Annotated in this window: 14 protein-coding genes and 2 tRNA genes; 2 read left to right on the top strand and 14 right to left on the bottom strand. The window is 64.5% G+C overall.

Features of this window, described 5'->3' with window-relative positions:
- Positions 1–2: 2 nt before the first annotated feature.
- The 4 genes from AC1PLR_RS12845 to uvrB all read right to left on the bottom strand — a co-directional run bounded on the left by AC1PLR_RS12845 (position 3) and on the right by uvrB (position 4,545).
- Positions 3–1,637, bottom strand: coding sequence for a type IV secretory system conjugative DNA transfer family protein (locus AC1PLR_RS12845; protein WP_420009539.1), 1,635 nt, complete (start codon positions 1,635–1,637; stop codon positions 3–5).
- A gap of 289 nt (positions 1,638–1,926) precedes the next feature.
- Positions 1,927–2,184, bottom strand: coding sequence for a hypothetical protein (locus tag AC1PLR_RS12850; RefSeq protein WP_010342095.1), 258 nt, complete (start codon positions 2,182–2,184; stop codon positions 1,927–1,929).
- Between the two features lie 157 nt (positions 2,185–2,341).
- Positions 2,342–2,416 (bottom strand) — tRNA-Val (locus AC1PLR_RS12855).
- Between the two features lie 98 nt (positions 2,417–2,514).
- Positions 2,515–4,545, bottom strand: a complete 2,031-nt coding sequence (gene uvrB / locus AC1PLR_RS12860; RefSeq protein ID WP_481100445.1) for an excinuclease ABC subunit UvrB — start codon at positions 4,543–4,545, stop codon at positions 2,515–2,517.
- Between the two features lie 134 nt (positions 4,546–4,679).
- Here uvrB and AC1PLR_RS12865 point away from each other — a divergent pair, with 134 nt between their 5' ends.
- Positions 4,680–5,216: a GspH/FimT family pseudopilin gene (locus AC1PLR_RS12865; RefSeq protein ID WP_420009537.1), complete on the top strand. Its 537-nt coding sequence runs from the start codon at positions 4,680–4,682 to the stop codon at positions 5,214–5,216.
- A 44-nt stretch (positions 5,217–5,260) separates the two neighbouring features.
- On the opposite strand, the gene AC1PLR_RS12870 is transcribed toward AC1PLR_RS12865, so the two are convergent.
- From AC1PLR_RS12870 to AC1PLR_RS12900, 7 genes are all read right to left on the bottom strand, one after another.
- Positions 5,261–5,337, bottom strand: a tRNA-Asn gene (locus AC1PLR_RS12870).
- A 60-nt stretch (positions 5,338–5,397) separates the two neighbouring features.
- A complete protein-coding gene (locus tag AC1PLR_RS12875; protein ID WP_481101239.1) occupies positions 5,398–5,847 on the bottom strand; it encodes a type IV pilin protein in 450 nt (149 codons plus the stop codon).
- The gene (locus AC1PLR_RS12880; protein ID WP_481101240.1) at positions 5,840–9,523 is read right to left on the bottom strand and encodes a pilus assembly protein; all 3,684 of its coding nucleotides are present in this window, start codon (positions 9,521–9,523) and stop codon (positions 5,840–5,842) included. The genes AC1PLR_RS12875 and AC1PLR_RS12880 overlap by 8 nt, the downstream gene beginning before the upstream one ends.
- Positions 9,520–10,080: a pilus assembly PilX family protein gene (locus AC1PLR_RS12885; protein ID WP_481101241.1), complete on the bottom strand. Its 561-nt coding sequence runs from the start codon at positions 10,078–10,080 to the stop codon at positions 9,520–9,522. Before AC1PLR_RS12885 ends, AC1PLR_RS12880 begins: the two co-directional genes overlap by 4 nt.
- A complete protein-coding gene (locus AC1PLR_RS12890; RefSeq protein ID WP_481101242.1) occupies positions 10,077–11,033 on the bottom strand; it encodes a PilW family protein in 957 nt (318 codons plus the stop codon). Before AC1PLR_RS12890 ends, AC1PLR_RS12885 begins: the two co-directional genes overlap by 4 nt.
- 70 nt (positions 11,034–11,103) lie before the next feature.
- Positions 11,104–11,538, bottom strand: coding sequence for a type IV pilus modification protein PilV (pilV, locus tag AC1PLR_RS12895; RefSeq protein WP_481101243.1), 435 nt, complete (start codon positions 11,536–11,538; stop codon positions 11,104–11,106).
- Entirely contained in the window at positions 11,535–12,170 is a 636-nt protein-coding gene (locus AC1PLR_RS12900) for a GspH/FimT family pseudopilin (protein ID WP_481101244.1), read from the bottom strand. The genes pilV and AC1PLR_RS12900 overlap by 4 nt, the downstream gene beginning before the upstream one ends.
- Between AC1PLR_RS12900 and AC1PLR_RS12905 the strand changes: the two genes are divergently transcribed.
- Positions 12,169–13,275, top strand: a complete 1,107-nt coding sequence (locus AC1PLR_RS12905; RefSeq protein ID WP_481101245.1) for a sensor histidine kinase — start codon at positions 12,169–12,171, stop codon at positions 13,273–13,275. The genes AC1PLR_RS12900 and AC1PLR_RS12905 overlap by 2 nt on opposite strands.
- On the opposite strand, the gene ppnN is transcribed toward AC1PLR_RS12905, so the two are convergent.
- The 3 genes from ppnN to AC1PLR_RS12920 form a co-directional block, all read right to left on the bottom strand.
- On the bottom strand, positions 13,268–14,656 hold the full coding sequence (gene ppnN, locus AC1PLR_RS12910) for a nucleotide 5'-monophosphate nucleosidase PpnN (protein ID WP_481101246.1): 1,389 nt from the start codon (positions 14,654–14,656) through the stop codon (positions 13,268–13,270). The genes AC1PLR_RS12905 and ppnN overlap by 8 nt on opposite strands.
- A 109-nt stretch (positions 14,657–14,765) precedes the next feature.
- Positions 14,766–17,987, bottom strand: coding sequence for a TonB-dependent receptor (locus AC1PLR_RS12915; RefSeq protein ID WP_481103591.1), 3,222 nt, complete (start codon positions 17,985–17,987; stop codon positions 14,766–14,768).
- Between the two features lie 712 nt (positions 17,988–18,699).
- Positions 18,700–21,078: a TonB-dependent receptor gene (locus AC1PLR_RS12920; RefSeq protein WP_481101247.1), complete on the bottom strand. Its 2,379-nt coding sequence runs from the start codon at positions 21,076–21,078 to the stop codon at positions 18,700–18,702.
- Positions 21,079–21,276 lie beyond the last annotated feature (198 nt).

Below are 21,276 nucleotides of genomic sequence, written 5' to 3' on the forward strand. Positions count from 1 at the left end.
TTTTAAATTGAGAGCGTCGGAATGTCGACTTTGGGCCGCAGTCGCGCGGTGAAGTGGCGATCCTTGTAGTACTTGATCTTGTCGCACTTCACCGGGTGCGGTATGCCCTCGTACAAGAACACCTCTTGATCGTTGCCCATCGCCTTCAACTCCTGCGGCAGCATCAGCGCCCGCTTCTCCTCCGACACGCTCCGGGTCACGTCCTTGCCGCGCGTGACGTTCTTCTTGCGGAAGGTGGTGTAGCCGAGCATCTCGGAGTAGTCGTTGGCATCCTGCTGCTCGCGCGGAGCGTAGAGAATCTGCAGTGCATGATTCGTGATGATGGTCCGCGAGATGTCCTTGCCATAAGTGGCATCGAGCTGGGCCATGCTCTGGATGATCGGCAGAAGACGGACATTGTAGCCAGCCATATATGACACTGCCGAGGCGATGATGTCGACCTTGCCGATGGCGGTGAACTCGTCCATCAGCAGCAGGCACTGGTACTTCAACGCCGGATTGCTCTTGGGCAGTTCCTTGGTGTTGAGGTTGATGATCTGGCTGAAGAACAGGTTGATGATCAGGCGGCTTTCGGCCAGCTTGTTGGGCTGGATGCCGATGTAGATGGTCATCTTCTTCTTGCGCAGGTCGGTGAGCAGGAAGTCGTTGTCGCTGGTGGCCGCATCCAGCACCGGGTTGATCCAGGCGTTGAGCGGCTCCTTGAGCGTGCCCATGATCGAGGCGAAGGTCTCGTCCGCCTGCGACAGCAGGTTGGAGAACGCCGACTTGGCATTGCCGCTGAGGAAGCGCCGCTCCGACAGCGACTTCAGGTACTTCTTCAGGTCGGTGCCATCGCCGGACGACAGTCGGTAGATCGCGCCCAGCGTCGGCGTGCCGAGACCGCCGGGAAAGCCGATGTTGCGCTCGTCGTCCCAGTTCTCGAACAGGTACAGCGAGAACGCCATGAACGCGTTGCGCGCCTGGCTGACCCAGAACTTCTGGTCGTCCGAGCCGTCCGGGTACAGCATGGCGGCGATGCTCATCAGGTCCGACACGCGGAACGCCGGGTCGTCGGAGACGTAGCTGAGCGGGTTCCAGCGGTGGGTGCGGCGGTCCTCGGCGAACGGATTGAACAGGAACACCTCCTGGCCCTGGCTGGCGCGCCAGCCGCTGGTCAGGTCGAAGTTCTCCTGCTTGATGTCCAGGACCACCACCGATTCCTGGTACTCGAGCAGGTTCGGGATGACCACGCCGACGCCCTTGCCCGACCGGGTCGGGGCGGCCAGGATCACGAACTGCTGCCCGCTGAGGCGCACCAGCTTGCCGCGGAACTTGCCCACCACGATGCCGTCGCCGCTGGTCTTGAACAGCCCATGCTTGGACAGGTCGGCCGCACCGGCAAAGCGTGCGTCGCCGTGCAGGCTGCGCTTGGCCGGCTTGAACATCAGCACCAGGATCAGCAGGGCCACGAGACCGGGCAAGCCGAAGCCGAGGTAGCCGGCCCATTTGATCTTGCCGACGTAGGGAGCCACCTCTGGCAAGCCAATGGCGTGGACGTACTGGTAGTAGGTGCCAAGCCCGAACATCCGCGTGTCCAGCTTCAACAGCAGCAGGACCAGATAGCCGGACAGGAAATAGCCGCAGACGGCCGTGAGCACGACGACGAGCGCCGCCGCAACGAGTTTACGATTCGACAAGCCCTATCCTCCCTGATCCATCCCGGCAAATATTCTAGAGCGAGTTCCGTATTTTGAGACGCCCCGTGTCGACAGTCTGCGAGGCGAGCGGGAGTGCCTGGCGCAGACTCGGCCGGAACAGCTGCTCGTTGAAGGGCCGCGTCACCAAGCAGCCCATGACCACGATGGCGCCGGCACCCCGTGACTGCGGCTCGCCTCGCCCGCCAGCCTGTGCGGGCGGCGCCACGGCCTCGGATGGGGGTATTGCGTTTCAGCGGCGCTGCCGCGTGCTCGGCCTGTTCCGCGAAGGCTTCTTTTCCGCACTGACCGCGTCCCGATCGCGCTCGACCAGGCTGTCCAGGAAGACCCGTGCCTCGTCCCAGGACATGTCGTGCGGATCCATGCGGGCGCCGCCGTCGGTGGTGACCGCATAGCCGACCACGTTGGCCGGGCTGTATTCCGGCTCCCGGGTCAACGCCACGAGCTGGTAGCGTCCTTTGACTTGCACCGTATGATGGTATTCCACCATGCGCCTGGCCTCCTCGCCTGATCGTCCGCTCGGATGCTAAAGCAAGCCTGGCCGCGCGGCCAGCGCTCTGCTGCCGAGCCGGCCGATGGCCTTATTGCAGGCACAAAAAAGCCGGCTTGCGCCGGCTTTGTCGTTTCCACGCTCGCATCTCGCGTCGTGGTGGGCGGTACAGGGTTCGAACCTGTGACCCCTACCATGTCAAGGTAGTGCTCTACCGCTGAGCTAACCGCCCTTCTCTGCCGCGGCGCACCGCTGCAGGGGCGCGAATCTTAGCCCACCTGGCGGACAAGAACAATACCCATCATCCGATCGGGTGCCGCTGCGGCTGGCCTAGCCCACCAGGCTGGCGTCGCGCAGCTTCTTGATCTGGTCACGGACCCGCGCCGCGTCCTCGAACTCCAGGTCGCGCGCATGCTGGTACATCTCCTGCTCCAGGGCCTTGAGCCGCGCGGCGATCTCCGCTGGCGCCAGCGCCCGGTAGTCGGCCGGCTCTTCCGCGACCCGACGCGCCTTGCCCTTGCCTTTGCCCTTGCCCGACTTGGCCTCGGCCACGTCGTCGCGCGCACCTTCCAGGATGTCCACGATCGGACGCGCCACCGACTTCGGAACGATCCCATGCTCCAGGTTGTACTCCACCTGCTTCTCGCGGCGGCGCCCGGTCTCGTCGATCGCGGCCTGCATCGAACGCGTCATCTTGTCCGCATAGAGGATGGCCTTGCCGCGCAGGTTGCGCGCGGCACGACCGATGGTCTGGATCAGCGAGCCGGTGGAGCGCAGGAAGCCCTCCTTGTCGGCGTCGAGGATCGCGACCAGCGAGACCTCCGGCATGTCCAGGCCTTCGCGCAGCAGGTTGATGCCGACCAGGACGTCGAACTTGCCCAGGCGCAGGTCGCGGATGATCTCCACGCGCTCGACCGTGTCGATGTCCGAGTGCAGGTAGCGCACCTTCACCCCGTGCTCGCCGAGGTATTCGGTGAGGTTCTCGGCCATGCGCTTGGTCAGCGTGGTGACCAGGACGCGGTCGCCATCGGCCACACGCAGGTTGATCTCCGACAGCAGGTCGTCGACCTGGGTCGCGACCGGGCGGATCTCCACTTCCGGGTCGATCAGGCCGGTCGGGCGCACCACCAGCTCAGTGATTTCGCCGGCCGATTCGCGCAATTCGTAGGGGCCCGGCGTGGCCGACACGTAGATGCTGCGCGGCGAGCGCGCCTCCCACTCCTCGAAGCGCAGCGGCCGGTTGTCCAGCGCCGACGGCAGCCGGAAACCGAACTCCACCAGGGTCTCCTTGCGCGAACGGTCGCCTTTGTACATCGCGCCGATCTGCGGCACGGTGACGTGCGACTCGTCCACCACCAGCAGGGCGTCCGGCGGCAGGTAGTCGAACAGGGTCGGCGGCGGCTCGCCCGGCGCCTTGCCGGTGAGATGCCGCGAGTAGTTCTCGATGCCGTTGCAGAAGCCGACCTCGGCCATCATCTCCAGGTCGAACTGAGTGCGCTGCGCCAGCCGCTGCGCCTCGACCAGCTTGTTCTGCGCGTACAGCTGCTCGAGCCGGTCCTTCAGCTCCAGCTTGATCGTGTCCACCGCGCTGAGGGTGCGTTCGCGGGTGGTGGCGTAGTGGGTCTTGGGGTAGACGGTGTAGCGCTGCAGCTTGCGCAGGGTCTCGCCGGTCAGCGGATCGAACAGGGTCAGTTGCTCCACGTCGCCGTCGAACAGCTCGATGCGCAGCGCCTCGCTGTCGGATTCGGCCGGGAACACGTCGATCACCTCGCCGCGCACGCGGAAGCTGCCGCGGTGCAGCTCATACTCGTTGCGGGTGTACTGCAGGTCGGTGAGGTGGCGAATCAGCTGGCGCTGCTCGACATGCTCACCGATCGACAGGATCAGCCGCAGCGACAGGTAGTCCTCCGGCGCGCCGAGGCCGTAGATCGCCGAGACCGTGGCCACCACCAGCGCATCGCGCCGCGACAGCAGGGTCTTGGTCGCGGCCAGACGCATCTGCTCGATGTGCTCGTTGATCGAACTGTCCTTCTCGATGAAGGTGTCCGAAGACGGCACGTAGGCCTCGGGCTGATAGTAGTCGTAGTAGCTGACGAAGTACTCGACCGCGTTGTTGGGGAAAAACGCCTTGAACTCGCCGTAAAGTTGCGCAGCCAGGGTCTTGTTCGGCGCCATCACCAGGGTCGGCTTCTGGATCGCCTGGACCACGTTGGCGATGGTGTAGGTCTTGCCCGACCCGGTCACGCCGAGCAGGGTCTGCTTGGCCAGGCCGGCCTCGAAGCCGGCCACCAGCTTCTCGATCGCCTGCGGCTGGTCGCCGGCCGGCGAATACGGCGATACGAGTTGGAAACGGTCGGACATGCGCAAGCCTCAAGGTGGGGAACGGGGCTGACCCCGCGCCGGGGAGATTTCCTACATGGGAACGCACAACCCCCTCATTCAAGCCCCGCCGTCCCAACGCGAGACTGGCGACCTCGCACCCGGAGACGACGGACATGCGGAACGCTGCAATCAAAGGCTACACATTGCTTGAGGCCATGATCGTGATGGCGGTGCTCTGCCTGATCGCCGGCATCGGCCTGCCGGCGTTCCGGGAGCTGCTGGCAAGCCAACGCCTGACGGCGGCGACCCACCAGTTGAGCGCGCACTTCGCCCTGGCGCGCAGCAGCGCCATCAGTTCCGGCGTCCCGGTCAGCGCCTGCCCATCCAACGGGGACGGCAGTTGCCGCGGCGACAGCGACTGGAGCCAGGGCTGGCTGGTGTTCCGCGACCCGGAACGGCAAGGCCAGCCGATCGCGCCGGACAGCATCCTCAGCGAAGGCAGCGCGCCGGGCGCCGGCGAACTGGTACTGCGCTCCAACCAAGGCCGCCCCTCGATCCGCTTCCTGCCCGATGGACGCAGCGCCGGCAGCAATCTGACCGTCAATATCTGCGAGCGCGGCCGGCTCCGCGCAGCGGTGGTGGTGAACAACACCGGTCGCATCCGCACGCGAAAAGCGACCGAACCGATGCCCTGCCTGACACCGGATTGACGCGCAAAAGCAAAGGCCGCGATTGCTCGCGGCCTTTGCGGATTTGGCGCCCGAAGTTGGACTCGAACCAACGACCCCCTGATTAACAGTCAAGTGCTCTAACCGGCTGAGCTATTCGGGCGGGGTGCGCATTGTAGCTATCTAACTACAGAAAGATCAACACCCCCGACGAGGGCGCCGCTCACCAGCAGGACATCGGGTCGGTACCGGACACGCTCACCGTGCGCTCGCCCTTCTGGTTGAGATAGAGCGTGCCGCATTTGGTATCGCGCGCCAGTTGAGCGCCCTTGGGCGCGGCCTGAAGACTGTAGGCCTTGGCGCTGACCGAACCATTGAAGGAAAGCGAGTAGAAATCGGTCACGCCATCGCACTGAGTCAGTGCGGGTGCCGAGACGTAGCTCAGATTCGTGGTGTAGTAGCGCTCCATGTCCTGCCCGCGCTCCATCAAGCAGGAAGCGGCAGTCGCACGGCGCGCCTTCACGATATGCGCCACATAGCTCGGATAGGCGATCGCGGCAAGGATCGCGACCACCGCCACCACAATCATCAGCTCGACCAAAGTGAAGCCGTTGCCGCGCCCGGCCACGCCAGGAGGTGCCACCATCCGACGGCGATCATAGGATTCAGTCATTGATCAGCTCCCTCCATTGGACCCGCGTCACCGTGCCGGATGACGCGTTGGTCGAGATCGACTCCGTGGAGGCGTTGTCCAGATTGGTGATCATCTTGCTACCGATGAAGGTCGACCCGCTCGACCCCTTGCTGGTGCCGATGCCGGACACTGGAACGCCGTTCAAGGCATCGTTGCTGTCGAAGAAACCATCGCCGTTCACGTCGAAGAACGATGACGACAAGCGGCCGCCGGTGAAGGGGTTGATCACCATCGTGTATCCCTTGCCGCTCGGGCTGCATACATCGCTCGAATCCGGGATGCGCGTGCTGCCTACCAGATAAAGCCCCTGGAAGTAGTTCGCCACCACCATGCGCTCACCTGTCTCGTAGAAATCCATGTACCAACCGCTGGTACCGGCACCGGTGGACGACTCGATCGTCCGCACATTGTAGCCGTTGAGGGTGGTATCGGACAGGATCCGGATCTGCTTGAGATTGGACGCGCTGATCGTGTTGCCTTTGTCGATCAGGCCATACCAGGTCTGCTGGTCGGTATTGGCCAGGTCCGCGCTGGTGAGATAACGCCCGGTTCCGACGAACACCCAGGTGTCGAGCGTCGTAGGGTTGCGTGCCACCAGCGGCGTGGCAGTGATCGGCTTGCTGTTGCCTGCCACGAAGAGCTGGCCGGCGCTCCAACCGCTAACGGTCTTGCTGAACCGCCACAGGTTGCCCTTCAGATCACCCGCGTACACCTTGTCGACGATGCCGCTGCCGTCGGAGGACCAGGCATTGACGCCGCTCAGGCCGTTGTCGCCGCCTACCCCGGTGTCCACCGAGGCCACTGTACCGGTGGCGATGTCGATCCGCACCAGTTGCGCGTTCTGCGAGGTACTGTTCGGGCCGTTGCCGAGCAAGACGCTCCAGGAGCCGTCGGCGACCTGGGCGATGACGGGCTGTCCCAGCACGTTGCCCAGGGCGCCGTTGTTCACTTCCCACAGCAAGCTCGGCGACGCCGGGTTGGTCACGTCGAGCGCAAACACGCTCTTGCCCCCTCGCCCCATCGTACCGACCAGGACGCTCTTCCAGGCACCACCGAGGTAGACATCGGCCGCCGTCAGCAACCCGTCGACCATATAGGCATGGGTATAGTCCGGAGAAGTGAAGCCTGAGGAAGAAAGCTTGGAGATCGCTTCGGTCGGCACGAACGCAAAGAGTTCAACGCCAGTGTTGGCGTTGAAGGCATGCAGCATGCCGTCGTTTCCGCCGATGTACACGACCGGGGTACGCCCAGCCGTGTTCGCTGCGAACTGGGGGTACACGCCGGCACCGGAAAAGCTCTTGCCGCTGTAGAGCGACGGATTGGGCGCACCAACGTAGAGCGGCTGCGAATTGACGATGTCGCCAAGCACGGCGAGGCGATTGCGGAAGCTGCCGCCAGCACTCTTTTCCTGATCGCGCCTGCCGCGGATGTAGTCGACCTGGGCGCTGGTCAGGCTACCCACAGTCCCTGTGAAATTCACCAGGCTGCCATTGCTGGCATACAGCACCTTGCGGCTCGCATACGCGGGTAGCTTGGCATTGGCGCTCCAGATCGCGGTCTGCGTACCGGCTGCATCATCGACCTTGTATGCGGTCAGCTCGCCTTTCCACTGATTGGCATCGCCTACGGTGTATTGAGCTTGGTAGAACACCGAGCCGGTATCCAGGGCGGTCGCGTCCGATCCCAGCGCCGCGACCGATCCGGTGGCGTTCTTGAGAATCTGCGAGAACGCGTTTCTCAAGCTGGCGACCATGTTTTTGGCGTCGCTGGCCACGTAGAAATTATCCGGCCGCGGATAGGTGCCGCCACTAGTGGGGGACAACGTGTCGCTGGTGGTGTTCCACCAGCCCGGCTGCAATCCGGTGGTGGTCGCAGCGTAAGGGGAAAAGCCTGCAGGCACGGTGAAGCCGCCGTACTTGGACGCGAGCCAGTACATGTTCTTGGCAGGACCCTCCAGGACTTGCGCCTCGCGCACGTCCACCCAGTAGGTGCTTACCGTCTGCCTTCCGATGGTGTTGATCTGGCTGCTGACGTCCGGACGCATGTCCACGGTGTGCGAATCGTAGGCCAGACCGGCGATGAAGGCCGAGTTGTATCGGCCAGTCCAGCTGTCCGAAATCGTCGTACTCAGCCCCTCCATCGCCAGCACCTTCTGCGTACTGGTGATGACGTTCACGCTGGTGTCGGCGGCGACCTCGGGAGGCATGGGAGGCTCATCCGTACGATAAGCGGTAGCAGTATTTCCCGGCAGATTCTTGTCCCGGTGCGTGTTCACATCGCCAATACCCAGGATGGCATTGACCTGACAGTTGTAGCGGATTGGGTCGTCCCAACTGGTGATCACCGGGAAGTAGTCCGCCTGGACCTTCGCCGTGCCCAAGTTCGAGCTGAGCGTGGAATAGGAGGCGACGTTGCCCAGGTTCTTGAAGTAGCGGATCGCGGCGTAGTAGAGCTCGCTGACCGGATCGAATGACTTGGCGGGGCTGGTGGTCAATTCCTCGAACTTGTTGAGGTAGTTGATGACGCCGCTGTTGCGGCTACCACTGCTATCGCTGGTATCGATCTGTGCGCCGCTATGGACATTTCCCACGCCGATTTTGCTGTCGGCATTGCTGTCCGGGTCCTTGTAGAGCACACCGGTGGCAGGATCCCACTCCCTGCGCGGATTGCTGTAGCTGTCGATTTCCGGGTAATAGGTGTTGGGACCGACGAACTTCATGCGGGCGCGCAGCACGCCGCCATCACGCTGGGTGGTCGAATCGTTCAGGTAGCCGAAGATGCTGTAGCGAATCTTGTTGGCATATTCCTGGATCAGACCTTCCGGCTTGTAGTTGGTACTGGAGTACTGCGTGCAGTTGGACTCCACGCCGATGTTCGGATCGCAGACCTTCACCCGCACGAAGACCCGGTACACCTTGGTCGGATCGGGCTTGATGAGCGACGTCGGGTTGTAGTCGATCACGTTATTGGCGCTTGTACGCAGGTCGCCGGAGCCGGTGAACCACATTTCGCGGCCCAGGCCACTGACCCGGGTCCTGACGCTGGACCAGCCCGACGGCAACGGCGTCAGCGAGGAGACAGAGCTGGATATCGTGCGGTCGGCGAAGTCACTGTCGCGGTCGTGGCGGGCCTTCTGCAGCACGGTCAGCCCGACCTGGTCGATGATGCGATAGCCACCGGTCAGGGCGGAGCGGAACGGGTCGATGGTCTGGGTGGCCGCCCAGTTCAGGTAGTTGCCGCTCCACGAACCACTGCAGGTATGTCCGCCCGCACTGTTCTTGGATGTCGGCACGAAGTAAGCCATTCCATTGACGAGGTCGTAGCTGTAGCCGTAGCACTTGACCGGATCGAAGTAGCCCGCATACTCCGACGCGTTGCTGTAGCTCCCCAGATTGGCCTGACTGATGATGGTCGGATATTCGACCGAAGGCACCAGCGTAAGCGCGCCAGGAACGTCTGTCGGCAGCGAGATCGGACGCGTGCCCAGATCGATCGAAGCGCCGTTGCCCGAACACAACGCAGCGAAGGCTCCGGTCGCAAACGCAAGCCAACGCGTCCGCCGGCGCTGCACTATTTCGGATCTGGCCACGCCAAGACGCATGCTATCGCCTGGTTTCATATCGCGGGTTTCCATCGCGGGAAATGACTTGCTCATTGGACAGTCACGTTCGACTGCAGCACCACCACCGACCGGCCATCGGCCAGCGTGGGATCCTGGCTACGCGCGATCACCCGATAGACCGACTGCAGCACGGCGCTGCTGCCGCTTCCGTATTGGTTGGAGTTGGCGCTGTAACCCAGCGACAACTGCTGACGACTCGTGCGTTGGCCCAGGTACTGTACGTAGTATTGCGGCGTCGTCGCACCGATCGACTGGATAGGACTTGCATTGACCCAGCCGGTTCCCGTGTCGGTGTAGGTGCCCGCCGGAGGGATTGGACAGGACGCACCGCCGCTGCAATCGACCCCGATGCTTCCGCCGGAGGCCACCGCCGTCTTGATCGCTTCCTCGCCCGCCCGTAGCGCCGCTTCCGCGGACTGGAATGCCAGGCTGCGGTCGAGCATGTTCGAGCTCATTTTCTCGCGCAGCGTGACACCACGAATCACCGCCAGACCCACCACGATCATCACCAACATCAGGATCAGCACCACGATCAGCGAGATACCGCGCGGGCGGCGGCCGATGGCGTGCGATTGCGCGATCGCCCTCATAGCGTGCGATTCCTCAGGTTGACCACATACTGGACGGTGCGGTCGAGTTGCTGACCACCGAAACCGGTCTTGTTGCCGCCACGCACGGTCAGCACCAGCTTCGCGGCGATGACGTTGCCCCACGCGGCGTCTGGGGGAGATGCGGCGCCGATCGAGGATGCGGTCTGGTAGGCAGTGCCCCCCGCGGTCAGGTAGGTGATCTGCATGTCCTGCACCCCCTCGACCATCTCCTCAGCCGCGCCATTGTCGATCTTGCGATACAGCGAGCGCCCACCGGCGGCGTTGCTCGCCACATACCAGCGGATGCCGCGCAGCCGACTGACCACCGAATTCACGCCATAGGAATAGGCCACCGCACTGCCGGAGCAAACCGCCGGCAGCACGCTCAGGCTTTTGTTGCTGCAATTCGCGCTGCTGTCATGGTTGATCACGTTGCCGGTCACGCTGCCGGCCACGAACAACGCCAGTTGGGTGTTGTCGCAGATCATCACCGTGTTGCCGGCACTCAGGCCACTGGCATCGTCTACGGTGATGTTGGTCGAGCTCTGCGCAACGGTGACGTTGGCCAGATGGGGGTCGAGCGTGAGGACCTGGATGGCATCGGTCCCGCTCGCGCTTCCGCTCAGTGCGCCGTTTTCGTAGCCGACGATCGGGAAGCTCCAGTTCGTCCACCAGTTGCTGCTGGCGTTGTTGATGACGTTGGCCACTGGCAGGGTTCCGTCGCACGGGTTGCCGCCGGCTTCGCGCAGGTCGCGTGCCATCAGTTCGAAGGTGGTCTGCATGCCATCCTGGGCCCAGCCCATGCCCTCGACCGTACGGAACACCCGCTGGTTGGAAAGGAAGATACTGATCGCTGCTCCCACCAGCAGCAGGCCCAGCACCATCGCAATCATCAACTCGATCAGCGACAGGCCGTGCATGGCGGCACGGCGGCGCGGGACGGCGCGGATCATAGCCGGGACACCGTGACCAGCTGGCGGGTGGTACTGCCGGTCCCTGTGGCCGACCCGGCGGTGGACGCATTCACCGCGCGCCCCGGCTATCGTCCCACTGCACGGTGATAGTGCAGGTCGAGCTGGTGCAGGCGATCGAACCGCATGTGGTGGTATCCGAGGAAGCGTTGGCGGCGCCGCTGAGGCCGGTCTTCATGCTTTCGAGCCACGCGCGGATGTCCGCGGACGCCAGTGAGGTTCCGGCCGAAGGCAGGCTGCAGGTCATCGCCAGGTTGTAGGCACCGCCCGTGGCGGCACTGCGGTTGGCACGCATCGCCTCGATGATCGAATAGGTATGGATGACCATCTGGCTGTTCTCGAACGAACTCTGCCCGTTGTTCAATGCGCGTGCCTGCATCGCGGCGATGCCTAGCAGGGTCACTCCCAGGATCAGCACCGAGATCAGCACCTCGAGCAAGCTCACGCCAGCCTGCCGCTGACTGTTTGCCATCGCGCGCGCGGTCATGAGGGGCATGCTCCGCTGCCGTTGACGCTGCTCACCGCGACCCGGGTGGCGGAGGTCGGCGCTACCGCACGCTGATTCTCCGCAGGGCGGTTGGTCGCGATGCAAGCGATGACCGACACGGCGCTGCTGGTCTTCAGGGTCCCGTTGGCGCCATAGGTGATGCGCGTGACTGGCCCGGTGACACCCAACGGCGAGCGCGCCTTGTAGGACTGCAACACGCTATCGGCGCTGCCGGTCACGACTAGCCAGCCCTGCCAGGTGGACGCGCTGCCGCAGGTAGCGCCATCGCTGCTGCCGCAGACGCTCACCGGCGCGTTGCGCTTGATCGCCTCGCTGCGTGCGAACTGCAGCGCATAAAGGATGTCGTCAGAAGCCGCCGACAGCCGGTTGCTGTTGATCAGGGAGGTGAACGAAGGGATGGCGATCGCAGACAACACCGCCAGCACCGCCAGCGTGACCATCAGCTCCACCAAGGTGAATCCCCCACGACGGTGTGCGCAACCGTCCGGAAGCAAGCCTGCCTCGCCCATTACCCCCTCCCCTCGATTACCCTCGCCACCGTAGATCGTGCGACCGAAGGCCGGCAAACACTTGGCGACAAGCGGCATGATGCGATGCACGAGTGGCATCATGCAGGACTCGACCAGCTTCCATCATACGATGCCACAGTCAGAACCCTATGCGCCGTCCTTATTGGAGGGCCTGCAGCAGCCGGCAACGATCATCGGGATATGGATCACCGGCGAGGCCCTTGCCTGCATCCTGGCGCTGGCGCCGGGGAACGCGGGCGAGCGGTTGATTGTCTTCGGCATCGCTTCGCTGCTGATCCAATGGGTCGCACTGTCGACACTGCTGGCCATGCACCTGGCGCGGCGATGGCTGCAACGATGGCCGGTCGGCGTGCAACTCGGCGGCGCGCTGCTGACGATGGTCGCCTCCACCGGACTGACGCAGATCTGCTTCATGCTGCTGTTCGGCAGTACGGCACCCTCCCCCTCCCTGGCCGGCGCCTTGCCGGGGATCCTGAATACGATGGGTATCGCCTTCATCGCCGGGCTGCTGGGCCTGGTGGCCATCCGCAACCATTTGCGTGTCCAGGCGCTGTCGGTGCGCGCCGTGCGCGCCGAACTGGAGGCGCTGCAGGCGCGTACGCACCCGCACTTCCTGTTCAACACGCTCAACGTGGGCGCGGCGCTCGTGCACCGCCAGCCCGACGCGACCGAGCGATTGCTGCTCGATCTGGCCGACCTGTTCCGCGCGAGCCTGCGCGGCCGGCACGACATGCCGCTGGAGGAAGAGATCGAGCTCGCACGCCGCTACCTGGCGATCGAGCAGTTGCGGCTGGGACCCAGGCTAGACGTGGAGTGGCGGATCGAGCGTGCGCTGCCCCCGTTGCACCTGCCGGCGCTGTGCCTGCAAGCGCTGGTGGAGAACGCGGTGCGGCACGGCGTGGAACCGCGCACCACAGCCAGCAAGGTCATCATTGCGATTGCCCGGCACGCCGACGGGGTACGGATCGCGGTCAGCAACGACACGCTGCCGCGCCAGGCGCGGCCGGACAGTCGCGGCCACGGGATCGGGCTGTCCTCGATCCGCCGCAGGATCGAGGACCTGCATCCTTGCTCGCAGTTGCACATCGAGGATCGCGACGAGCGCTACGCGGTGACGATCGACATTCCGATCCAGGCCAAAGCCGTCCCGAGCACGCGCCACTGGCGCTCGCTTCGCCTCAAGTGACGACCCGGTAGCAGGGCCGGTACTCGCCGGAAATCTTCATGCGGCGCTGCTCGACGAAGGCGCGCAGCAGTTCGTCCAGGGCCTGCATCATGTCCGCATCGCCATGGATCTCGAACGGGCCGTGCTGCTCGATACGGCGCATGCCGTCTTCCTTGACATTGCCGGCCACGATGCCGGAGAAGGCGCGGCGCAAGTCCGCCGCCAGCGCATGCGGCGGGCGGCCATGGTGCAGATCCAGCGCGGCCATCGCCTCATGGGTCGGCTCGAACGGACGCTGGTACTCCAGCGGGATGTCCACCGACCAGTTGAAGTAGAACGCGTCCTTCTGCTCCTTGCGGTGCGCGCGCACCTGCTGGATGCCGGCGGCCATCTTGCGCGCCACCGCCACCGGGTCGCCGACCACGATCTCGTAGCGCGAGGTCGCCACCTCGCCCAGGGTCAGGCGCAGGAAACGGTCGATCTGCTCGAAGTACGGCGCGGCGATGGTCGGGCCGGTGAGGATCAGCGGGAACGGCAGCGCGCGGTTCTCCTCGCGCAGCAGGATGCCGAGCAGGTACAGGATCTCCTCGGCCGTGCCGACGCCACCCGGGAACACGATGATGCCGTGGCCGATGCGGACGAAGGCCTCCAGGCGCTTCTCGATGTCCGGCATGATCACCAGGTGGTTGACGATCGGGTTCGGCGATTCGGCGGCGATGATGCCCGGCTCGGTCACGCCGATGTAGCGGTTGTCGTGCTTGCGCTGCTTGGCGTGGGCGATGGTGGCGCCCTTCATCGGGCCCTTCATCGCGCCCGGACCGCAGCCGGTGCAGATGTCCAGCCCGCGCAGGCCCAGCTCGTAGCCGACCTGCTTGGTGTACAGGTATTCGTCGCGCGAGATCGAATGGCCGCCCCAGCACACCACCAGTTTCGGATCGTTCGGCTGCAGAATGCGCGCGTTGCGCAACTGGCCGAACACGGCGTTGGTGATGCCTTCGCTGGACTGAAGGTCGGTGGTCGACTCGGGGCCGAGTTCGATGGCCATGTAGGCCAGGTCGCGGACCACGGCGAACAGCAGTTCGGCCACACCGTTGATGATCTCGCCGTCGACGAAGGCCATCGCCGGCGCATTGAGCAGGTCGATGCGCACGCCGCGATCGCGCTGCACCACCTGGATGTCGAAGTCGGGATACAGGTCGCGCGCCGCGCGCGGATCGTCCGAGGCACTGCCGCTGGTCAGCACCGCCAGCGCGCAGCGCCGCAGCAGCTCGTGCAGGCCGCCGCTGGACGCATCGCGCAGGCGCGCCACTTCCACGCGCGAGAGGATGTCCAGGCCGCCGCGCGGGTAGATCCGCGCATCCACTACCGGCAGCGCGCGCGCCGCCGTATTGCTGGTCGTCATATCGAATGTCTTGTCGGTGTCGTCAGCCGGCGACTTTAACGTCAGCCCCCGCAAAAAGAAAACGGCCGGGTCGCCCCGGCCGTTTCCAACGCTTCAGCTTGCGCCGCGATCAGAACTGATAGCGGAAGCCCAGCTGCATGGACCACTGCGACACACCGATGTTGAAGCCGTCGGCGTCGGCATTGGCGGCCGTCGGCTGGTCGGTGTACAGGGTGTTGTACACGTACTTGCCCTGGTAGATGCCCTGCAGGTTGGCGACGCGGGCATCGGCGTAGAAGCCGTAGTCTTCGATCCGGCCCCACTTCTTGTTCAGCAGGTTGCCCACGTTCTGGATATCCAGCCAGATCTCGGACTTGTGACCCTTGTAGAAGCCCGGCAGCTGCTGGGTGATGCGCACGTCGAAGGTGTTGATCCAGCCGGAACGGAAGCCGTTGGCCGGGGCGTAGCTGCCGGCGTACTTGGCCAGCTGCGGGTTCTTGGCCAGCCAGTCGAAGAACTGCTGCTGCAGCGCCGGGTTGGCGGTGAACGCACCGGTGCTGCTCAGCGTGCCGAACAGCACGTCGCCCGGACCCTTCGGCACGTAGAACAGGTCGTTGGTGCTGCGGCCGTCGCCGTTGGCGTCGCCGTTGAACACGTAGCTGTACGGACGGCCGCTGCGACCTTCGTAGACCAGGCCCACACGGGTCTCGTAGTCGCCGAAGAACATGTGCTTCCAGTCGAGCGAACCGGAGATCCGGTCCTTGATCTCGTAGCGCGAGCGGCTCTCGGTTTCCGAGTTGGCGTTGAAGGCGTACTGGTAGCCCCAGCCCGAACTGGCGGTGGAGCTGGTCAGCGGGCCGACTTCGGTGGCATGCGTGTAGGTGTAGCCCAGGGTCCAGGACCAGTCGCCGCCTTCGCTGAACGGCTTGGACAGCGACACGGTGAACTGCTGGGTCTTGCCCTTGTCGGTGTTGTCGATCAGGTAAACGTCGCTGTAACTGGTGTTTCGACCAGAGCGATTATCGCCGGTCGCCCAAGGACGGCCGGTGCGCGCCGGGTTCCAGTACAGCGCGCGGCCGTCCGGACCATAGTAGGCAGGGCTCGGATCCTGGCCCGGGCTGTTGACGCGACCGATGTTCAGGCTCTTGTAGTACAGGCCGTCCTTGACCTTGGTCACCAGCAACTCGGCCGAGGCGACGATACCGTACCACGGCAATTCGTGATCTAGCGCAAGGTTGGCCTTGTACAGCGACGGCAGCTTGAAGTCGTTGCCGACGAAGCTCACACCCTGGGTCGCCGAACCAGGACGATTCGGGATCGGCTGAGTATCCTTGTTGGCGCTGAACGGCACCGTCGGATCGTACGTGGTCAGGCTATAAGCGTTGTAGTTGAAGCCGGTATTGGAGTAGCTGTTGCCGATCCACACCTGCGGCGCATCGCCCTGGAACAGACCGACGCCACCGCGCAACTGGGTCGGACGGTCGGTGTCGAAGGTGTAGTTGAAACCGAAGCGCGGCTGGATCAGGAAATCGCCGCTGAAGATCTTGCTGTTGTCATAGCCAAACACCGCCTGCGCACCGGCGTTGTAGGTCGGATCCGGACTCACCTGCGGACGGTCGCCACGCAGGCCCAGGGTCAGGGTCAGGTTGTTGTTGACGTACCAGGTGTCCTGCACGAACAGGCCGAGGTTGCTGTTCTTGTAGTCGGCCGCGATCGAACCCGGGCTACGCTCCTGGTTGAGCTGGTACGAGCTCCAGCGGCCGCTGGCGAAGTTGTCCAGGCCGAAGAAGGTGTACACGCCCCAGCTGTTGCGGCCGTACAGGTTGTAGATGTCGTTGGTGCTGTAGTCGACGCCGAACTTCAGGTTGTGGTTGTCCAGGGTCAGGGTGCCCGCACCGTAGTAGTTCCAGGTCTTGGTGGTGAGGATGTTGCCCTGCGAGTTGGTCTCGGTGCCCAGGAACAGCACGTCGCCGGTCGGGTTGGCGACCGAGCCGTCGAAGTACACGGCGATGCTCGGCGCATTGGTCGGCACCACGCGGATCGCGGAGTAGTCGCGGTAGGACACCTTGAACTCGGTGGAGAAGTTCTCGGACCAGTCGCTGAACAGCTGGCCGACATAGCTCTCGACCGACTTCTCGTGCTGGTACCAGTACGAGCTCAGCGAGGCCTGGCTGGAGCTGCCGGCGCCGTTGATGCGCAGCTTGCTCTGGTCGAGCTTGCTGTAGCGCAAGCTGGCGCGGTGGTTGTCGCTGATGTTCCAGTCGAGCTTGAGCGCGTATTCCTTCAGGTCGGTGTTGCCGTCGCTGTCCAGGCCGCCGGCATCGAAGCCGTAGTTCTTGGCGATCTGCTGGGCGCGGGTCACGTCGGCCATGCCGTACTTGGCGTTGGCCTTGCCCAGCGCGGTGCTGCCGAGGTCGACACCCGGCGCATCCTGCTGGAACTTCTCGTAGTTGGCGAAGAAGAACAGCTTGTCCTTGACGATCGGGCCGCCGAAGGTCGCGCCGTAGGTCTTCTCCTTGGTGAAGCCGTTGAACTTGGTGCCGTCCGGGTTGTCGCCGAACCAGTCGCCATCGCGATAGCTGCCGTACACCGAGCCGTGGAACTCGTTGGTGCCCGACTTGGTCACCGCATTGACGGTGGCGCCGGCGGCGCTGGCGATGCTGACGTCGTAGTTGGACAGGTTGACGTCGATGGCTTCGATGGCTTCCATCGACACCGGCTGACGCCGGGTGGTCATGTTGTTGCCTTCCAGGCCGAAGGTGTCGCTGGCCGAGACGCCGTCGATGTTGATCGAGTTATAGCGCGGATTCAGGCCGCCGGCGCTGATCGTGCCCGAGGCGCGATCGACGAAAGCCACGCGCGGATCCAGGCGCATGTAGTCCTGGATGTTGCCGTTGATCGACGGCAGCGCTTCGATCTGCTCGCGACCGATGTTGGTGCCCGAGCCCGTCTTGGTGGCGCTGAACACTTCCGAGCCGGTGGCCACGGCGACGGCATTGACCGTCTCCAGGGTGGTCGGCGCGGCCATGTCGCCGGTCAGGTCGGCATTGATGGTGGCGTTCTGGTTGACGCTCAGGTACACGCCGTCTTCGGTCTTGGTGCCGTCGCCCGACTTGGTGATGGTGATGCTGTACGGACCGCCGACACGCAGGCCGCGCGCGTTGTAGCGACCGGCGGCGTCGGTGGTGGCGCGGCTGACCGTGCCCGACTCGACGTGGGTGATGGTCACCTCGGCGCCAGCGACCGGCTGGCCGCCATGGGTCACCACGCCGCCGACACCGGCGGAGGTGCTCTGGGCGAACACCGGCGCCGCGGCCAGCGCCGCAACGAGGCCCAGGGTGAGCTTGGACATCCGCAGACGGGGTTGAATCATTGCAATAGCCTCGATGGAGTTTGACGAAATGCGCATGGCAGTGCCGCGCGAGTTCGGGCGCACGGCCGCGGGATGGGGGCTGGTCACCCTTGCCGATTCCCCGCAAGGGTTAACATGAGTTTAACACCATAGGGCCAATTTGTTGCCGAAACGTGACAACCGGGCACAAATGGACATGACTTGCCATGGATCCCAGTTTTTTGACTGCATCCGGTCATGCCATGGCACAGGCGCGCACGGGCTTGCCGCCCGCCAGGCCGCCGCGCGCGGCAGCTGGGCCGAGCGTTGCGCCGCGACGCCAGCAGCGCGGTGACCGAGCGCCCCCACTCTTCAACTCCCCAGGCGTCGGCGGCGCGGTGGCGTCAGCCCCACCCTGCTTCCGCGTGCCATGCCCCCCCCCGCCCCGCTCAGCCACCGACCAGGCAGTTTCGGGAGGCCGGCGCGATCCGGTTCTCGGGCGGCGCCCGGCGCCAGACCCTGCTCCCCCGTGGCCCTGGCCCTCGGGAGGCACCCTGGATTCTGCCGAACCGGCACCGGGCTGCCGACGGCACGCCGGCCCGGGATTCACACGCCCGCGGTCAGGCCGGCGACGCTCCCCGACGTCGCATGCACGCAAACGCAAACGGCCGGGGCGATGGCCCCGGCCGTTTGCGTCTTGCCTGGTCCAGCCCGGGTGCGGGCTGGCAGTGCCTCAGAACGAGGCGCCGACGGTCACCGCGAACGCACGCGGCTCCAGCACGGAGTAGTACGGCGTGCCGGTGGCCGCCACGTCCGGGTAGTCGCTGGCGCCGGACGCCGCCAGCACCTGACTGGTGCTGACCCAGGTGACGGCCTGCTTGTCGGTCAGGTTGTACAGGTTGAGCTTGATCGACGGCTTCTTCAGCCAGCCCCAGTCGGCGAAGGTATAGCCGGCGTCGGCGCCGAAGGTGGTGTAGCCCCCCACCCGTTCGGTGTTCATGTAGTCGCCGTAGCGCGGGCCGGAGTAGCGGCCCTTCAGCGCGACCCAGAAATCGCCGATGGTGTAGCTCAGGCGCAGATTGGCCAGGTTCTTCGGCGTATTGGCCAACTGCTTGCCGCCGACTGCGTAGTCGTAGATGCCCTTGGACGTGCCCACCGCCAGGCTGTCGCTCAGGATCCTGGCCTGGGTATAGGTGTAGGAGCCGTACAGCTTGAGGTTGTCGGTGATGTTGTAGCTGGCCTCACCGTTGAAGCCGCGCATGCGCACCTTGCCGATCGAGATGTAGGTGGTCAGCGCGGTGGCCTGGTCGTAGCTGGACATCTGCTTGTTGCGGTAGTTGCTCTGGTACAGCATCGCCGACAGCGAGAAGCGGTCGCCGTAGTAGCGCCAGCCCAGGTCGTTGGTCCAGGCCGATTCCGGCTCGGGAATCTCCTGCGCTGCCGACAGGTTCAACGAAATCGAGTTGGTGGCCGGCACGCGGAAGGTCTTGGCGACGCCATAGTAGAACTGGGAGCGGCTGTCCGGCGCGTACTTGATGCCGAACGCCGGCAGCAGCTTGCTGTAGCTGTTGTCGAAGTCCACGCCGATCTCCTTGGTGCTGTCGGGCCACTGATAGTTATGGCCCTTGCGCGTGGCATGGATCCAGGACACGCCGTAGTTGACCGCCCAGTCGTCGGCGGGGGTCCAGTTGTCCTGGATGAAGTACTTCTGCACGTCGGTCACCGTGTAGGTGCGGTAGCTCTGCTGCACCTGGCCGTCGGCATAGGTCAGGAAGCAGCCCTCGCTCTCGGCCCACACATCGCACGGCTGCCCGGTGCTTTGATCGGTCTTGACGATGCTGCTGTTCTGGCTCTTGCGCGAACGGTCGTACCACAGGCCGTAGACCAGGTTGTGGTCCATGCCGATGTCCTGGAAGAACTTGGCGACCACGCCCGGGCGCACCGTCGCGGAGTAGGAGTAGGTGTAGTCGACGTCGCGGCTGCCGCTCACGCCGCTGGCGTAGCCATAGACGTTACTGCTGCTGGTGGACGGGTACACCGACGCGGCGCTGGAACCGCCGCCCTCGCCCCACCACACGTAGGGCACCACCGACAGACGCAGGGTGTCGCCGAGGGTGAACTCGCCATCCAGGCTGGCCAACAGGCTCCTGTACGGATTACGCCGCAGTTTCCAGTAGGACTGGTCGGCGGAAGTGCTGCCGCCGCCCCAGGTCGCGTTGTAGTCGTAGGCGTATTCGCTGGCCAGCTGCGCCTTGCTGGCGGTGTTGTAGGAGTAGTTGGACTGCCGGTTGTACTGGAACGAGGCGCTGATCGAATTGCCGGGGCTGATGTCCCATACGCTCTTGCCGTCGATCTTTGCGACCGACATGTCGCCATTGCCCTTCCACTTGTCCGCGCTGTTGGTCGAATACGACACCCACGAGCGCAGCGGACCGGTATCGCCGGTGTTGACCCGCACGAAGGTGCGCCGGTAGTCGTTGCTGCCGAAGCTCTGGTTGAAATCCACCCCGAACGCATGGCTGGGATCGATGGTCGACCAGGCGATCTGGCCGCCGGTGGCGCCCATCTCCGGCTGGTCCACATTCGGCGTGCCCTGGGTGACGGTGATGTCGTTGTAGTTCTCGGCATCGCCGTATTCGGTGGCATACACCGAATAGCTGCCGCTGTCGGTCACCGGGGCACCGTTGACGGTGATGCCGATCGCCGAGGAATCGAAACCGCGCAGGCTGTAGTTGCCGTTGTTGAGGCCGGTCACGTCGCTGGTGGAGGCGTCCACGCCCGGGATCGCATCGATCATCTGGGTGAAGTTGCTGCCGCCGGACGCCTGCGCGATCGCCTCGCGGGTCACCGTGGAAATCGCCTTGCTGGCGGTCTGCACGGTCATGTTGCCGCCTCCGAGCACGTAACTGTTCTTGTCGGCGCTGACGTTGACCTTGTCCAGTTGCTGCACGCGCTTGGTCTCGTACGCGGCGGTGGTATTGGAGGTACTGGAGGCGGTGACCCGCTGCGCCGCCTCGCTGCCGGCGTCCTGGGCGAAGGCGGAATGGGCCGCGAACGCCGTGGTCAGCGCAAGGGAAAGTGGGGAAACACGCGGTGTGGAACGGAACGTCATCGGGCAAGCGCCTCTGGGACCAAGCGGGGAGCGGCAGAGACGGCAGGCGGCCCGGCGCGCCCATGGCGCACCGCCCCCTACCGCGTCGGAAGGCGCCAGGGTAAGCAGGCTATTTCGCCCGCATATGCCCAGGGCGTTGACGAGAACTTAATGCGCCGCCACGCCCCGACACGCGCGGGCACAAAAAAGCGCCGCGCA

Source organism: Xanthomonas sp. NCPPB 3570, assembly GCF_056725115.1.

Excerpts from the sequence above, each read along its gene's own strand:
- AC1PLR_RS12890 (WP_481101242.1), bottom strand. The coding sequence starts at position 11,033 with ATGATCCGCGCCGTCCCGCGCCGCCGTGCCGCCATGCACGGCCTGTCG.
- AC1PLR_RS12865 (WP_420009537.1), top strand. The coding sequence starts at position 4,680 with ATGCGGAACGCTGCAATCAAAGGCTACACATTGCTTGAGGCCATGATC.
- pilV (WP_481101243.1), bottom strand. The coding sequence starts at position 11,538 with ATGACCGCGCGCGCGATGGCAAACAGTCAGCGGCAGGCTGGCGTGAGC.
- ppnN (WP_481101246.1), bottom strand. The coding sequence starts at position 14,656 with ATGACGACCAGCAATACGGCGGCGCGCGCGCTGCCGGTAGTGGATGCG.
- uvrB (WP_481100445.1), bottom strand. The coding sequence starts at position 4,545 with ATGTCCGACCGTTTCCAACTCGTATCGCCGTATTCGCCGGCCGGCGAC.
- AC1PLR_RS12920 (WP_481101247.1), bottom strand. The coding sequence starts at position 21,078 with ATGACGTTCCGTTCCACACCGCGTGTTTCCCCACTTTCCCTTGCGCTG.
- AC1PLR_RS12900 (WP_481101244.1), bottom strand. The coding sequence starts at position 12,170 with ATGATGCCACTCGTGCATCGCATCATGCCGCTTGTCGCCAAGTGTTTG.
- AC1PLR_RS12905 (WP_481101245.1), top strand. The coding sequence starts at position 12,169 with ATGCAGGACTCGACCAGCTTCCATCATACGATGCCACAGTCAGAACCC.
- AC1PLR_RS12915 (WP_481103591.1), bottom strand. The coding sequence starts at position 17,987 with ATGTCCAAGCTCACCCTGGGCCTCGTTGCGGCGCTGGCCGCGGCGCCG.
- AC1PLR_RS12850 (WP_010342095.1), bottom strand. The coding sequence starts at position 2,184 with ATGGTGGAATACCATCATACGGTGCAAGTCAAAGGACGCTACCAGCTC.
- AC1PLR_RS12885 (WP_481101241.1), bottom strand. The coding sequence starts at position 10,080 with ATGAGGGCGATCGCGCAATCGCACGCCATCGGCCGCCGCCCGCGCGGT.
- AC1PLR_RS12880 (WP_481101240.1), bottom strand. The coding sequence starts at position 9,523 with ATGAGCAAGTCATTTCCCGCGATGGAAACCCGCGATATGAAACCAGGC.
- AC1PLR_RS12875 (WP_481101239.1), bottom strand. The coding sequence starts at position 5,847 with ATGACTGAATCCTATGATCGCCGTCGGATGGTGGCACCTCCTGGCGTG.